Annotated in this window: 13 protein-coding genes; 11 read left to right on the top strand and 2 right to left on the bottom strand. The window is 54.4% G+C overall.

Going from position 1 to position 14622, the window contains the following annotated elements:
- Positions 1-1191, top strand: coding sequence for a murein hydrolase activator EnvC family protein (locus ACWHYZ_RS19740; protein WP_447987620.1), 1191 nt, complete (start codon positions 1-3; stop codon positions 1189-1191).
- A gap of 284 nt (positions 1192-1475) precedes the next feature.
- Positions 1476-2825: a S41 family peptidase gene (locus tag ACWHYZ_RS19735; protein ID WP_447984374.1), complete on the top strand. Its 1350-nt coding sequence runs from the start codon at positions 1476-1478 to the stop codon at positions 2823-2825.
- 44 nt (positions 2826-2869) lie between these two features.
- On the opposite strand, the gene ACWHYZ_RS19730 is transcribed toward ACWHYZ_RS19735, so the two are convergent.
- Positions 2870-3364, bottom strand: coding sequence for a histidinol-phosphatase (locus ACWHYZ_RS19730; protein WP_447984373.1), 495 nt, complete (start codon positions 3362-3364; stop codon positions 2870-2872).
- 172 nt (positions 3365-3536) lie between these two features.
- Between ACWHYZ_RS19730 and thiS the strand changes: the two genes are divergently transcribed.
- The 9 genes from thiS to ACWHYZ_RS19685 all read left to right on the top strand — a co-directional run bounded on the left by thiS (position 3537) and on the right by ACWHYZ_RS19685 (position 13105).
- Positions 3537-3776 carry a sulfur carrier protein ThiS gene (gene thiS, locus ACWHYZ_RS19725; protein ID WP_447984372.1) on the top strand — a complete coding sequence of 80 codons (240 nt, stop codon included), beginning with the start codon at positions 3537-3539 and terminating at the stop codon, positions 3774-3776.
- Between the two features lie 125 nt (positions 3777-3901).
- Positions 3902-4681, top strand: a complete 780-nt coding sequence (locus ACWHYZ_RS19720; RefSeq protein ID WP_447984371.1) for a thiazole synthase — start codon at positions 3902-3904, stop codon at positions 4679-4681.
- A 163-nt stretch (positions 4682-4844) separates the two neighbouring features.
- Positions 4845-5477, top strand: a complete 633-nt coding sequence (thiE, locus tag ACWHYZ_RS19715; RefSeq protein WP_447984370.1) for a thiamine phosphate synthase — start codon at positions 4845-4847, stop codon at positions 5475-5477.
- Between the two features lie 138 nt (positions 5478-5615).
- Positions 5616-7385 (top strand): proteasome ATPase, encoded by a 1770-nt coding sequence (gene arc, locus ACWHYZ_RS19710; protein WP_447984369.1) that lies wholly within the window; start codon positions 5616-5618, stop codon positions 7383-7385.
- 27 nt (positions 7386-7412) lie between these two features.
- Complete coding sequence (gene dop / locus ACWHYZ_RS19705; RefSeq protein WP_447984368.1) at positions 7413-8894, top strand: depupylase/deamidase Dop; 1482 nt, start codon at positions 7413-7415, stop codon at positions 8892-8894.
- A gap of 89 nt (positions 8895-8983) precedes the next feature.
- Positions 8984-9811, top strand: a complete 828-nt coding sequence (gene prcB / locus ACWHYZ_RS19700) for a proteasome subunit beta (RefSeq protein WP_447984367.1) — start codon at positions 8984-8986, stop codon at positions 9809-9811.
- A gap of 2 nt (positions 9812-9813) precedes the next feature.
- Positions 9814-10497: a proteasome subunit alpha gene (prcA, locus tag ACWHYZ_RS19695; protein WP_447984366.1), complete on the top strand. Its 684-nt coding sequence runs from the start codon at positions 9814-9816 to the stop codon at positions 10495-10497.
- Positions 10498-10580: 83 nt separating this feature from the next.
- Complete coding sequence (pafA, locus tag ACWHYZ_RS19690) at positions 10581-11957, top strand: Pup--protein ligase (RefSeq protein ID WP_447984365.1); 1377 nt, start codon at positions 10581-10583, stop codon at positions 11955-11957.
- 215 nt (positions 11958-12172) lie between these two features.
- On the top strand, positions 12173-13105 hold the full coding sequence (locus ACWHYZ_RS19685) for a M23 family metallopeptidase (protein ID WP_447984364.1): 933 nt from the start codon (positions 12173-12175) through the stop codon (positions 13103-13105).
- Between the two features lie 53 nt (positions 13106-13158).
- Here ACWHYZ_RS19685 and ACWHYZ_RS19680 read toward each other — a convergent pair whose 3' ends face one another.
- Positions 13159-14610: an HD domain-containing protein gene (locus tag ACWHYZ_RS19680; RefSeq protein WP_447984363.1), complete on the bottom strand. Its 1452-nt coding sequence runs from the start codon at positions 14608-14610 to the stop codon at positions 13159-13161.
- Positions 14611-14622: the final 12 nt, after the last annotated feature.

Below are 14622 nucleotides of genomic sequence, written 5' to 3'. Positions count from 1 at the left end.
ATGCCCTGTCGCGCAATGGCGGTCATGATCGTATGTGGGCTTATGATTACCGCCCCCGTTTATGCCGGAAAAGATCGGAAGGATCCCCTGGCTGAAAAAATCGAGCGGGAGCGACGGACGCTGGAGAAGCTTCAACAAGAAATCGAGAATAAAAAGAAGCACGCTCAAGAAACAGAAAAAAAGAAAGAGTCCGTCTTGCAGGCGATTCAGGATTTGGATGACACACTGCTCCTAAAACGGCAGGAACGGACGGTAATCAATCGGAAACTGAAAGAAAAAGACCAGGAGATCGAGCGCATCAACGATCGCCTGGGCGACGTGCGCAGGACCATCGCCAATCGACGTCAGTCGATTTTAGCTCGCCTTCGGGTTCAATACATGGAAGGACGGTTTAGACATCTCGGGGCCCTACTGGCGGCGGACAACTATGAGGCCTTTCAACAGCGCCTACAATATTTGTCTGCAGTTTCCCAACGAGAGTATGATTTGATCGAAGGCTATCGCGAGGACCTCGATCGACTCCAGCATATGGAGCGTCAACGGGCGGTGGCGAGGGACGAAATGCTCGTCATGAAGTATCATACGGACAGGAAAGTGGGTGAGATCCAGGGCCTCAAGCGAAAGAAGAACGTGATTCTTGCCAGTATCACGCAGCAAAAGGAAGCGTATGAACATGCCTTAGCGGAACTGGAGCGGTCCGCAACCCGCGTGGACGGATTGTTAAAAGAATTGGAAGCGCGACGCAAAACAGCCGCATTCCAACTCCCGAAAGATTTAAAAGGCGGGCACCCGCTCAAAGGTGGAATGCACTGGCCCGTAGATGGAGAAATCGTCTCCTTTTTTGGACGGCAGAAACACCCCACCTTCAACACCTATGTTCAGCGAAAGGGAATCGAAATCCGAACGGACGAAGGGAGTGCCATTCGATCCGTGATGTCCGGTGTGGTCGTTTTCGCGGACTGGTTGAAAGGATATGGGCAGGTCGTCATCCTGGATCATGCCAACGGATTTTTCTCGCTGTATGCACACGCCTCTAAGCTGCTGGTCAAGGTAGGGGAGCAGGTTGCAATGGGGTATGTGATCGGCGAAACCGGCGATACGGGGCTTACCGGCGATAGCACCCTCTATTTTGAATTGCGGCAAGGGGCTCAACCGGTGGATCCTCTCACATGGCTCGCAAAGCGCCGGTAGCTAGGAGATGCCGAAAATGGCCTCATTACACCCACCCATCCTCATGCGCGCCAAGACACGCGCTTTTCCCGGGCTTCGGTCTCGGCTCGCAAGCGTCCTCGAGGTACCCCGGAGGCTCACCTCCGGCGCTTGTTTCGCCTCGAGCCTCGTTTCGGGAAGGGGCGTGTCTTGGCGCGCCTGGTCCGGGCGGGTGTTATAATCACCGTTTTGAGGCTCCCCTGAAATCTGAGACGCCGAGATAATACTGAGCAGCTGGATCATTACTGAGAAAGGACGCAATCGTCATGGAATACGAACGGCCGCGCAAGTCCTGGTACATCGGGTCAGTCATCATCGTGATGGCGGTGGTCATGGGGGTGCTCATCGGCAAGGGATGGGAGCGAACCGTCCACGCCACCGAGACCTATGAGGAACTGAAGACCTTTTCTGAAGTCCTCACCCAAATCCAAAAACATTACGTCGAGGATGCCAAGGTCAAAGAGCTGGTGCAGGGGGCCATCCGTGGCATGCTGTCCACGCTCGATCCTCACTCGGCGTACATGACGCCCGAGATGTACAAGGAGATCCAGGTCGAGACCAAGGGAGAGTTCGGCGGCGTGGGGATTCAAATCGGTATTAAAGACAATCGCTTGGCCGTCATCGCCCCGATCGAGGGCACGCCGGCGCAAAAAGCGGGAATCAAGTCCGGCGACTTTATTATCAAGGTCAACGACGAGACAACCAAGGACCTCACCCTCATGGAGGCGGTTCAGAAGATGCGCGGCCCGAAAGGGTCGAAGGTTAATCTCACGGTCCAGCGAGAGGGAGCTCCGGATCCCCTGCAATTCACGCTGATTCGCGATACCATCCGGATCGAAAGTGTTCGCTCCCGGGTGATCGAGAATACCATCGCGTATGTCCGATTGACGCAATTTCAGGAACAGAGCGGGAAGGACCTCAACAAGGCCCTTAAGCAATTTAAAGAACAGAAGCTCACGGGCATGGTGCTCGATCTCCGCAATAATCCCGGCGGCTTGCTGACCGCTGCCGTGGAGGTGTCGGAGCAGTTTGTCGCGCCGGGCAAGCTCATTGTCTCGATCAAGGGCCGGGATGGGAAAAAGGATGAGTATTTTTCACGCGCTAAAGATCAGCTCGACGATCATCCCATGATCATTTTAGTGAACGAAGGGTCAGCCAGCGCCTCTGAAATCGTCGCCGGCGCCATGCAAGACTGGGGTCGGGCGGTCATCGTCGGAACCACAAGTTTCGGGAAGGGATCGGTCCAGACGATTCTCCCGTTAGGGGACGGGTCCGGGCTGCGATTGACGACGGCTAAGTACTACACGCCCAAGGGACGATCCATTCAATCGACAGGCATCACGCCCGACATCGTCGTCAAAGCCCAACAGGTTGCTGCGAAGGCGGCAGAGAAAGATAAAGACAAGGATAAAGACAAAGAAAAGGACGCTGAGGTGAAATCGGCCAAGCCGAAAGAGACACCTCCGGCGGCGAAGCCGGATGAGCAGGCGCCAAAAAGTAATGGGGCGCTGAACGAGCCGTTGGGCGAAGGTTCGATCGAAGACGATCCGCAACTTCAAAAGGCGGTCGAGTTGCTGAAGACATGGAAGATCTTCAAGGACCTGAGGCCGAGTTAAAAAGCAGGCTCATGTTAAGGCGAAGGTTTGGGAAAGTAGAGAGGTTATCGTGTGACCTCGCCTCTAGCCTCAACCTTGGCCTCAGCCTTCAAACGGACAATGGCTGATAGCAGTTCCTCTTCCGTCACGATCACGCCCGGCAGCGTCCGCAATAAGTGGGAGCGCACCAGGGTGTCCAGATCTTCGAGTGTCGAGATCCCGAGACGGAAGTACAGATGTTGGACTGCGGCGTCGGTCAATCCCGGCAACCTGGTCCAGGCTGCAACTTCAGGCGGAAGCGGTCGCTTGAGTTCCTCGTACGCTTGTATAGAGCCTGTCTTAAGGAATTCTTGAACTTTTGCGGCGAGGTCTTTCCCGATTCCCGAAATGTTCTTTAATTCCCCGCGTTCGATAATGACGGCGATATCGTCATTAAGCCGTAGGATCGATTCAGCGGCGCGGCGGTACGCTCGGATGCGGTGGGGGTTCTCTTTTCTTGCTTCCAATTGCTCCGCCATTGATTGAAACAGGATGGCTAATGTTCGATTCCTATCGTTCATTTTCTCTTCTCCTCGTCGTTATGCTACAGAAGACGCCGTAACCGTTCCAGCCAATTCAACCATCACAGCTGGTTGACAAGCGCGTGAACCGTCTCATACGATGACCGTACGCCGCGGCTGAGAGCAAAGACCATTTCAATTTAGCCGTCAATCGAGTGAAGAATTGGCAAGCGTGAGTCCCGGCACATCAATTCATATCCACGTCAATGGTGAGTCTCGGGCAGTCGCTTCAGGGTCTACAGTCACCGCCTTGCTGAATCAATTGGAGATTCGCCCTGACCGTGTCGCCGTTGAAGTGAATCTTCAGATCGTGGACCGGCAGTGTTTTGACCGACAGATGTTTCAAGAAGGCGACCGTGTTGAGATTATCAGTTTTATCGGCGGAGGAAGTGGATGGAGTAGGGATAGTTAGGGAGGCCTCTGTGCTCTCAGAACCCGCACATCAGACTGTGCTCGTTCGATGCGCGCAGTGGAGCAACCCCAACTATCCCGGTATTGGTAGTGGTAACCCCGAGGATAGCCATGAATGGTGTACCTATGAATGAACAAAATGACCGGTTGGTGATTGCCGGGCGCGAATTCAAATCTCGGCTGTGGGTCGGAACGGGGAAGTACAAGGATTTTGTCGAGACGAAGAAAGCGATTGATGCCTCAGGCGCCGATGTGGTGACTGTGGCCGTGCGCCGCGTGAATATCACCGATCATTCTAAGGAGAACCTCTTAGACTACTTAGATCCGAAGAGGTACATCATTTTGCCGAATACGGCCGGGTGTTACACCGTGGAAGACGCGGTACGCTATGCCCGATTGGCGCGTGCCGCCGGCGTGTCTGATCTTGTGAAACTGGAAGTCATCGGGGACGAGAGAACGCTCTTTCCGGATACCGCGGGCTTGATTGAAGCGGCCAAGATCCTCATCAAAGAGGGATTTATTGTGCTTCCCTACACCAACGATGATCCAATTGTGGCCAAGAAGTTGGTGGATATCGGCTGTCCAGCCGTGATGCCCCTGGCTGCGCCGATAGGATCCGGGCTCGGTATCCGCAATCCCTACAACCTCAAAATCATTCTCGAGACCGTAAAGGTTCCGATTATTGTAGATGCCGGTGTCGGGACGGCGTCCGATGCTGCGTTGGCCATGGAGTATGGGGCCGACGCAGTCTTGATGAATACAGCTATTGCGGGTGCCAAAGATCCGATCATGATGGCGGAAGCTATGAAATATGCCGTTGAGGCGGGACGGTTGGCGTATAAGGCCGGCCGCATTGCAAGGAAGTTGTATGCAACGGCGAGTAGCCCAATCGAAGGTATGCTGTAGTCGGATGCTGAAAAAGGTCCCCCAACGGCGTTCTCGCCTCTGAAAAATCCTCAACGTAGCGGAGAGGCTACGCCTCCGGTTTTTCCTCAGCTGCGGCCTTGTTGGATGACCTCTTTGAGCATCCTGTTTTGGCTCCAGTGGAGAATCCACATGTCTTTCCTTCATGTCCCGCGTTGATTTTTCTCTCTACCTGATTACTGATCGCCATCAGACTGCAGGGCGGCCGCTTCTTCCGCTTCTTGATCGGGCGTTGTCCGCCGGCGTGAGAGCGGTGCAGCTGCGCGAAAAGGATCTCGATATCCGGTCTCTCGCTCAGCTGGGAGGTGAAGTCCTGGCACTGACGCGCCAACATCGCGGTCTCCTCTTCATTAATGATCGTGTCGATCTCGTACGTGCTCTTGGCGCCGATGGTGTCCATCTTCGATCCGATAGCATGCCTATCCGGGCTGCACGTCGTGTCCTTGGCCCTCACCGCCTGATCGGGACGTCGGTCCATAGCGTCGCTGAAGTGCTGAAGGCCGAGGCTGATGGGGCGGATTTCGCCGTTCTTGGTCCTGTGTATGACACGCCATCGAAACGTGCGTATGGAGACCCTATCGGGCTGCACCCACTTGAAGAAGCCGCTCAGCAGAGTCGCATCCCGATCTTTGCTATCGGCGGGATTTCTCTCCCACGCGTGCAAGAGGTGCGGCAAGCAGGCGCACGCGGCGCGGCCGTCATTTCGGCCGTCCTCGAGGCGACAGATGTCGAATCCGCCACACGTCTTCTCCTCAACGCCTTGCAGGCAAGTGAGTAATGCTACAATCATCGTGGTTCGTGTGCTTAGACTGATGAAGGATTGCTGTGGTGCAGTTGACCCTTTTCGAGAATCGATGATAAGATTTGCTCACGTTGAGCATGCGTTATCAGCTCTCATTGATCGGGAGAAGATTCAATGGCCGATTCCAAGCGGAGTCAGGGCCGGCTCAGCTCCTTCCGTGAATCTGTTAAGAAAATCACTCAACGCTTGTCAGACGGAGATGTAGAAGCCGTGCAAAAAAAAGACGAGCATTCACGAGAAGTTGAAAAACTCCAGATTCAGATTGAAACGATGCAGGAGGAACTGCGTCAACTGTATCACTCGAGGTCTCAATTAGACCAGGCGCACAAGCAGAACGAAAAACTGACGGCGACGTTACAGGAAGCGAAAGCGCAGATTCAGGCCTTGCGCGCCGAAGTAGAAAAATTGACCGCCCCGCCGAATACCTATGCCATTTTTTCAAGCATGAATGATGATTCGACGGCCACTATTTACGTGTCCGGGCGAAAAATGAAGGTCAGCCTGCATCCCTCCATTAAGCCTCAGGAGTTGCGGAAGGGGCAGGAAGTCATTCTCAACGAAGCCTTCAACGTCATTGAAAGCCGAGGATTCGATGGGCAGGGCGAAGTGGTGCGGTTGAAAGACTTATTAGAGGGAAATCGGGCGCTGGTCACCCTGCATTTCGATGAAGAGAAGGTGACTGAACTGGCCGAGCCGCTGGCTTCCCAGCGGCTGAGCGTGGGCGATCATTTGCTGTATGACGCGCGGTCAGGCTATGTCGTCGAGAAATTGCCGAAATCCGAGGCTGAAGAATTGGTGCTCGAGGAAGTTCCCGATGTCGATTACGAGCACATTGGCGGCCTGTCCAAGGAGATCGAACAGGTGCGGGATGCGGTGGAGCTTCCATTCCTCTATCCCGATCTGTTCGCCGAACACAAGTTGAGCGCTCCGAAAGGCGTGCTGCTATACGGTCCTCCCGGATGTGGAAAGACGCTGATTGCGAAAGCCGTGGCCAACTCCATTGCTAAGAAACTTGGACATCTGGCCGGCAAAGAGATGCGGAGCTTTTTCCTCCATGTCAAAGGACCGGAGCTGTTGAACAAGTACGTGGGGGAATCCGAGCGGCAAGTGCGAGAGGTATTTAAGAAGGCAAAAGAGCGAGCGGCCGAAGGACATCCCGTCATTGTCTTTTTCGATGAAATGGATGCCTTGTTCCGAACACGAGGGACAGGGATTTCATCGGATATCGAATCGACGATCGTCCCTCAGTTTCTCTCTGAAATCGATGGCGTCGAGCGATTGCGGAACGTCATCGTCATTGGGGCGAGCAATCGCCAGGATTTGATCGATCCGGCTGTGTTGCGCGCCGGCCGCTTGGATGTCAAAATCAAGATTTCCCGCCCGGACATGAATGCCGCCCGTGAAATTTTTTCAAAGTACCTCGCCGTGGAATTGCCCTATGCGGATGAAGAGTTGACGCGCCATACCGGCGATCGCCGTGCCATGGTGGATCGCTTCATTCAGTCGACCGTGGAAGGAATGTATGCCACATCGGAAGAGAATAAATTCCTCGAGGTGACCTACGCCAACGGTGAAAAGGAGATTTTGTATTTTAAGGATTTTGCCAGCGGCGCACTCATTGAGGGCATTGTCTCTCGCGCCAAAAAGTATGCGATCAAGCGCGCCATTGCCAACGAAGGCAAGGGGCTTCGTAGCGAGGATCTGGTGCGGGCGGTTCGAGAGGAATTCAAGGAGCATGAAGATCTTCCTAACACGACCAATCCCGATGATTGGGCGAAAATCGCCGGCAAAAAGGGCGAGAAGATTATTCATGTCCGAACGATCACGACGGGATCGACGGAATCCCGCCAAATCGAGACGATTACCACCGGCCATTATTTCTAACCATACGGTCCGGCAGCGGGAGGATCAGTGATTTCGCAACGAGTACTGGGGACGGAAACGGAGTTTGGCATCGCTACCCGGGATGCCGAGTCCATCGATCCGGTTTCCAATTCCATTCAACTCATCGGTCATTATCCGCTATTGCCCTCGCCTCAGGCCCTTTGGGACTATGAGCATGAGAACCCACTGCTGGATATTCGTGGCTTTGAAGCGGAAGGGGAACGTGAGCGTCCCGGGCCCGACTATAATCGTCTCTTGAATAAGGTGCTCGCCAACGGGGGGCGTCTGTATGTGGACGGGGCCCATCCTGAATACTCGACACCGGAGTGCACCAATGCCCGAGAGGTCGTCGCCTTCGAGCGTGCCGGTGAACGCGTCGCCGCAGAGTGTTTGCGTGCCATGGCCCAGTCACGTGGCGGGGAAAAGTTTGTTCTGTACAAGAACAACACCGACGGCAAGGGCAATAGTTACGGCTATCATGAGAATTATCTCCTGGAACGGTCCGTTCCCTTCGATCGGATCGTCCGCGTGCTGATTCCCTTCTTCGTGACTCGACAGATCTATGCCGGCTCAGGCAAGGTCGGTGCGGAAAACCAAGGCCATCCGGCCAATTACCAACTTTCACAGCGTGCTGATTTTTTCGAATGCCTCGTCGATCTCAATACGATGGTCAAACGCCCTATCATCAACACGCGCGACGAGCCGCACGCAGAGCCGTCGAAATACCGTCGTTTTCATGTGATTGTCGGCGATGCAAACATGGCTGAACTTTCCACCTATCTGAAGCTCGGGGCCACGTCAATCGTGCTCGATCTCTTGGAAGCGGGGGCTGACGTTCCGACGATTGAGCTTGACGATCCTGTCCGGGCGATTAAAGAGGTCTCGCGCGATCTCGAGATGAAAAAGAGTCTGAAACTCGCCGATGGGAGAGTGACGACCGCAATCGAGATACAGCGAAGTTATCTAAAGGCGGCACTCGATTTCTATGCCTGTCACGAGCTGAATCAGGTCACCAAAGATATTTTGGTGCGCTGGGAAGAGGTTCTGGATAAGCTCGAGCAGGATCCTATGCTGTTGGTGCGCGATCTTGATTGGGTCGCCAAACGACAGATGATCTACTCCTATGTGGAGCGTAAAGGATGCGACTGGAACGATCCGCGCATCAGGCTGATGGATTTGCAGTATCACGATGTGCGGCCCGAGAAGGGCCTCTATTATACATTGGAACGTAGCAATCTTATCGACCGTTTGCTGCAGGACAGTGACATCGCCAAAGCGGAACAGCATCCTCCCACAGGAACGAGAGCGTATTTCCGCGGTCAGTGTTTAAAGAAATTTGGTCGCGAGATTTACGCGGCGAGTTGGACCTCCGTCCTCTTCGATGTCGGGAATACGACCATTAAGAAAATTCCCTTGATGGACCCCGTGCGCGGAACCGAATCCTTGACGCGTGAGCTCTTGGAAGGATCGGACTCGGCGGAATCATTGCTTGCCAAGCTCACCGCATAGATGTGGCCCACCACGAGCCGGCTTCTGCTTTTCGACAGATTGCGGTGTCCATTCCTCCCCCACCGGCAGGGTGTTGATTAAGGAGAAGCATGTCATCATCTCATAGGTTCCCTGAGCACGATGGTTCCAGTTTTTTTGATTACCTACTGCACCACCGTCCGGATCTTATGCCGGCCAAGCGGAACTGGAACAGTGACGGAAGTCCTCTCTTGGACCTGAATAGCCCGCATCATATCCCGCCACCCACACATGGGACGACCGTACTGGCGATCAAATATAGCGATGGCGTCGTCATTGCCGGGGACCGCCGCGCGACGGAGGGATTTCAGATTGCCGGACGCCAAATGGAAAAGGTGTTTAAAATCGACGGATATTCTGCAATGGCCATCGCGGGCACCGCGGGGCCTGCCATTGAGATGGTCAAGTTGTTTCAGACGGAGTTAGAGCATTACGAAAAACTGGAAGGCGTCCAGTTATCCTATGAGGGGAAGGCCAATAAACTGGGTCAGATGGTCAAGGCGAATTTGCCCATGGTCTTTCACGGGCTGATCGTAATTCCGATTTATGTCGGGTACGATCTCCGGCGGAATGAGGGGCGGATCTTCAAATACGATATTACCGGCGGCCGATATGAAGAATCCGAGTATCATGCAATCGGGTCAGGTGGCAAGGATGCTCGCAACACCATGCGCGAGCATTACCGGAAGAGTTTATCGGAGGATGAATCGCTGAAACTCGCGCTGCTGTCCCTATACAATGCGGCGGAAGAGGATGTCGGTACCGGAGGACCTGATCTCATCCGGGGGATTTACCCGACGGCCAAGGTTGTGACGGAAGCCGGGATCGTGGACGTTGATGATCAACGGATTGCATCGTTGTATGCCGAATTGATTGCCGAACGGAAGAAGGAGCGCTGACCATGCCGCTGCCCTATTACGTGTCACCGGAACAAATGATGCAGGACAAGGCGGAGTATGCCAAAAAAGGCATCGCCAAGGGCCGGTCTATTATTGCGGTGGAATATCAAGACGGCATTCTATTGGTCGCCGATAATCCGAGTGCGTCGCTTTATAAGATTTCAGAAATCTACGACAGTATTGCCTTTTCTGGGGCCGGAAAATATAGCGAATTCGAAAATCTTCGCAAGGCTGGAATCCGACACGCCGACTTGAAGGGGTATATGTATAGCCGGGAGGACGTCACGGCGCGGTCCTTGGCAAACGGCTATTCGCAGACCCTCGGCACCATCTTCAGCCAGGAATTGAAACCATTGGAGGTCGAGATCCTGGTGGTGCAAGTCGGAGAGGCCGATCGTCCCAATGAGATGTATCGGATTTCTTTTGACGGGAGCATTTTTGATGAACGGGGATTTGCCGTCATCGGCGGGCGTTCCGAGGCATTACAAGTATTTCTCAAGGAACGATACAAGCCTGAGGAATCATCGTTGAAAGCCGCGCTCGCGCTGTGCACCTCGGCACTTGAAAACATCACCAACCAAAAGCTTCCGCTCGAGGGGTTGGAAGTTGCTGCACTCGACCGGAGTCGTGTCGGACGCAAGTTTCGTCGAATCTCAACTGCAGAATCTCGCCAGGTACTTGCCTAGCCGTTCTCTTCTGTGCCCGTCAAGTTGAAGAACCCACATGTGGGGTGTATGCTGAAGGCCTGTCCTTGTCGTCCCGTTATCCTATGAGAACACGCATTTTCGGTCTTGAAAACGAGTACGGGCTTATCTTCTCGCCGAATGGGCGCATCTATTTACCCATGGAGAAGGTGCTCGGATACATTTTCGAGGGCCTCATTCCCAATAGTTGGCCATCGAATGCCTTTCTGATCAACGGCGCTCGATTTTACCAGGATACCGGTTGCCACCCCGAGTACTCGACTCCCGAGTGCGACAATATTATGGATCTTGTGATTCATGACAAAGCGGGCGAGCGACTCTTGGAGGCGTGTCTGCCGGCAGCAGAAGAACGGTTAAGAGAAGAAGGGTTATCCGGGGAGATCTATATCTTTAAAAACAATACCGATTCACTGGGGAATACGTATGGGTGCCATGAGAACTTTCTCATGCGCCGTGACGTGGATTTTTGGAAAGTGACGGAGCAGTTGATCCCATTTTTTGTGACCCGCCAAATTTATTCGGGCGCGGGGAAGGTCTTAAAGGTCTCCGGCAAACCGCAATTTTTCATTTCGCAGCGGGCACAGCATATTCACGAAAAGACCTCCTCCTCGACAACATCCTCCCGCAGCATTATCAATACGCGGGACGAGCCGCATGCCGATGCCGAAAAGTATCGCCGCCTGCATATCATCGTTGGTGATTCCAACATGTCCGAGTATGCCACGTACTTAAAAGTCGGCGTGGCGGCGCTTGTTCTGACGATGATCGAAGACGGCTATACGGTGAGCGGAATGGAACTCGAAGATCCCGTGAAGGCTATCCGGGAGGTGTCCCGCGATCCAACGCTCAAGAAAAAAGTGAGATTAGATGACGGACGTCAGCTCACCGCCATCGAAATCCAACGAGTCTATCTGGACCGAGCCCACGACTATCTCAGTTTCAATTCGCACGACCCGGTGCTGGACGACGTTCTCGCCAAATGGAGCCGAGTCCTGGATGGTCTGGAGGAAGATCCGGCTCAACTCACTCGGGAAATCGACTGGATCAGCAAGCGGCATCTCATCCAGTCCTACATCGACAAGAAAGGCTGTGGGTGGGACGACGCACGCGTGTTTCTTATGGATCTTCAGTATCACGACGTGAAGCGCACGCGTGGGCTATACTATCTGATGGAGAGTCGAAACTTAATTGAACGCATCGTCGAGGAGGAGGATGTGCAGCGTGCCATGTCCGTCCCTCCTCAGACGACGAGAGCCAAAGTACGGGGCGATTTTATCCGTTTCGCTCGAGCGAAGAATCGTTCGTATACGGTGGACTGGACGTACCTCAAACTGAATGGCTATTGGGAAGAAACGATCCTCTGTATGGATCCATTCAGCGCCGTGAACCGGCGCGTGGAAGAATTGGTGGCGCAGGTTGCGGGCCCTCGCTTCTATCGGTGAGGCAGAATGCTGAACAAGGCCACATTACACCCGCCCAGTCCATACACGCCGAGACGTACACTTTTCCCGAGCTTCGTTCAGGGGCGCAATATGCTCAGAGTACTCCTTTCCTCTTCGCTTGCTGGGGCCTTCTCGGCAAGGAGGACGTCTTGGCGCGACTGTGGCGGGTTGGTGGCGTGAGACCTTTTTAAACATTCTCTCTTTGAAGGATGAGCATGTTTACCCGAGTTTTGAGTATCAGGAAGGATCGACTCGTCATCATTGCAGTGGTGCTTCTCACCAGCATCTTTCCCGTTGACCTGCTCACCAGCGCGCCGCCCGAGCCAAGCGGCATCGATGGTCAGTTCAGCGGCAAACAAGGTGAAATCGTCGTGGTGCGCGTGCCGGCCGATCAACGCGTCACGGGAGTGACGGGACGATTTCTGAATCGCAAGATCCCGTTTTTCCAGGATGCGTCTGGAAGCTCCGCACCGTCGTATGTCGGTCTGGTCGGCGTCGATCTACAAGACGCCCCCGGTACCCACGAGCTGGTTCTCGATATGGTGTCGGCTGCGGGCCATCGCCGATTGAGCTATAACGTGCTGGTCATCAAAGAGCAGCGGGCGGTTCAGCGCCTGACGCTCCCCAAGGATAAGGTGGACCTAGATGAAGATAGCCTGATTCGCGTGAAGGCCGAGCAGGCGCAGGTACGCACGGTGCTGGAGGCCGTGTCCGACCGACGGTTGTGGGCAAGCGACTTTCTTCGACCTGTTCAAGGGCCCGTCACCGGCGCGTTTGGTCGTCAGCGAATTATCAATGGTCAGGCCAAGAATCCCCACAATGGAGAAGATATCGCGGCCCCGCTTGGCGCCGACGTGGTGGCGATGAATGACGGGGTGGTCTGCTTGACCGCGGATCACTTCTTCTCAGGCAAGGGCGTCTTTGTCGATCATGGTCTCGGCCTTTATTCGATGTATTTCCATCTCTCAGAAGTGTCCGTCAAAGATGGAGAGGCCGTCAAGAGAGGCCAGGTCATCGGGAAGGTGGGCGCCTCAGGACGGGCGACCGGTCCGCATCTTCATTGGGGAGTCAATCTGAACGGCGCCCGGGTGGACCCGCTGTCCTTGATCAGGCTGTCGTTTGATCGCCCCATTCGAACCGTTCAGTAGTCTCTCCCTCACAGCCGTACCCTTCCTCCCTCCGGGCCACCGTTCCATCACTGTTACACGTTGGTATGGATACTTGAGGGCGCAGCGTTAAGGACGGCAGCCGCAGCCCGGGACAATTCGGCATCGGTGTCATGATTTAAGGCATAGAGTCTGAACTGCACCAGACGCGTCGGCAGCAAATCTAAGAACTCCTCCAACGGCTCGGTCGACACGGTCTTGCTTCCTGCGTCGTACACGAAGAGCGGCGTGGCACGGGTGTCTTTTGGATCCGGACGGGGATCGAGCGGCGCCATGTCAACGGCGAACGGCAGCTTCGTGAACCTCGGCGGCAGCTCCTTTCGGACATGTTTTTCAAAATGGACCGAACTAGGAAAACCCATGCCACGGGCTTGCCCTTTTTCTTTCAGCACGGTGTTGTAGGCCATTTTCCATTTGACATCGCGGCTGAGAATCCGAGCCCACTCGGCGCCAAGTGCACGCCGCCCGGCATGCCGTGATGTTTTCCAGCTACGAACCTCTTCGAGCAACGACCAATCCGTCAGCGTCAGATAGCGGTCCATGTTCTTGAGCGGATTATCCGGAAAGACCAGGCGCATCGTGTCCCCGAATATTTCTCGTAGATGAATATCGATGGCTCGAGTGGTCCGGTGGTAATAGACATTCGAATAGAGGTACATCCTCGTCGTGAGAAACATTTGCAGGGCCGGGAGGCCGGTTTTGTGGATCGTGAAGCCTTTGTCGGTGATCAGGGTGTAATGAATCAGTCGAGTGAGATCGACGGGCCCGACCGCCACGCCGCACATATAGGCGTCGCGCAAGACGTAATCCAGGTTATCCCCGGTGTAGCTGCCCGAGATCACCGGCTGCAGCACATTGAGCCAGGGCGGCATACGGGAGTTGTCTTTTCCCTTCTCCTTCAAAATAAGGTGCGCGATGTGAGCAGGGTCTAACGATTCCCCTTTTGCAAATGGTCCGCTCGGACTTCTCCTAATCTTCTGGATGATGGGGCCCAGATGGTCGCGGATGATGACCTGCCCGAGCTTTTCATGCGTCAATTGATAAGTCTTCAGGAAATTATCATCGAAGAAATGGCAAAAAGGGCCGTGACCGATATCATGAAGCAACGCGGTAACGCGTAATAGTTCTTCCACATAATTCATGGAGGGGACGTAGGGAAATTGTGCTGCTAAAAACGGGTACAGATGGCGGGCAAAACGACCGGCCACGTGCATCGTGCCCAAGGAATGGACGAACCGGCTGTGCTCCGCCGATGGATACACCCACCGTGCGCTCTGGAGTTGAAAGATATAGCGAAGACGCTGGACCCACGTGGAATCGATGAGATCCTTTTCGGTCCGCTCCCCCGCGTCCGGAGACGAGTAGGGGACGGTGAATGAAATGTATTCATGAATTGGATCGGCAATAAGCGCCGATCCATCATACAAGGCCTGTGGGGCAAGTGTGCGGGATCTCATGATCTGCCGGGCCGGTTTGGATGACCGCATCTTATCTCAGTT

It is taken from the genome of Nitrospira sp. Nam74, from assembly GCF_965152615.1.
The sequence above is the reverse complement of the archived record's forward strand: the minus strand, read 5'-3'. Positions and strand labels throughout refer to the sequence as shown.

Excerpts from the sequence above, each read along its gene's own strand:
- ACWHYZ_RS19730 (WP_447984373.1), bottom strand. The coding sequence starts at position 3,364 with ATGAACGATAGGAATCGAACATTAGCCATCCTGTTTCAATCAATGGCG.
- ACWHYZ_RS19680 (WP_447984363.1), bottom strand. The coding sequence starts at position 14,610 with ATGCGGTCATCCAAACCGGCCCGGCAGATCATGAGATCCCGCACACTT.
- prcA (WP_447984366.1), top strand. The coding sequence starts at position 9,814 with ATGCCGCTGCCCTATTACGTGTCACCGGAACAAATGATGCAGGACAAG.
- ACWHYZ_RS19735 (WP_447984374.1), top strand. The coding sequence starts at position 1,476 with ATGGAATACGAACGGCCGCGCAAGTCCTGGTACATCGGGTCAGTCATC.
- ACWHYZ_RS19740 (WP_447987620.1), top strand. The coding sequence starts at position 1 with ATGCCCTGTCGCGCAATGGCGGTCATGATCGTATGTGGGCTTATGATT.
- arc (WP_447984369.1), top strand. The coding sequence starts at position 5,616 with ATGGCCGATTCCAAGCGGAGTCAGGGCCGGCTCAGCTCCTTCCGTGAA.
- ACWHYZ_RS19685 (WP_447984364.1), top strand. The coding sequence starts at position 12,173 with ATGTTTACCCGAGTTTTGAGTATCAGGAAGGATCGACTCGTCATCATT.
- thiE (WP_447984370.1), top strand. The coding sequence starts at position 4,845 with ATGTCCCGCGTTGATTTTTCTCTCTACCTGATTACTGATCGCCATCAG.
- pafA (WP_447984365.1), top strand. The coding sequence starts at position 10,581 with ATGAGAACACGCATTTTCGGTCTTGAAAACGAGTACGGGCTTATCTTC.
- ACWHYZ_RS19720 (WP_447984371.1), top strand. The coding sequence starts at position 3,902 with ATGAATGAACAAAATGACCGGTTGGTGATTGCCGGGCGCGAATTCAAA.
- prcB (WP_447984367.1), top strand. The coding sequence starts at position 8,984 with ATGTCATCATCTCATAGGTTCCCTGAGCACGATGGTTCCAGTTTTTTT.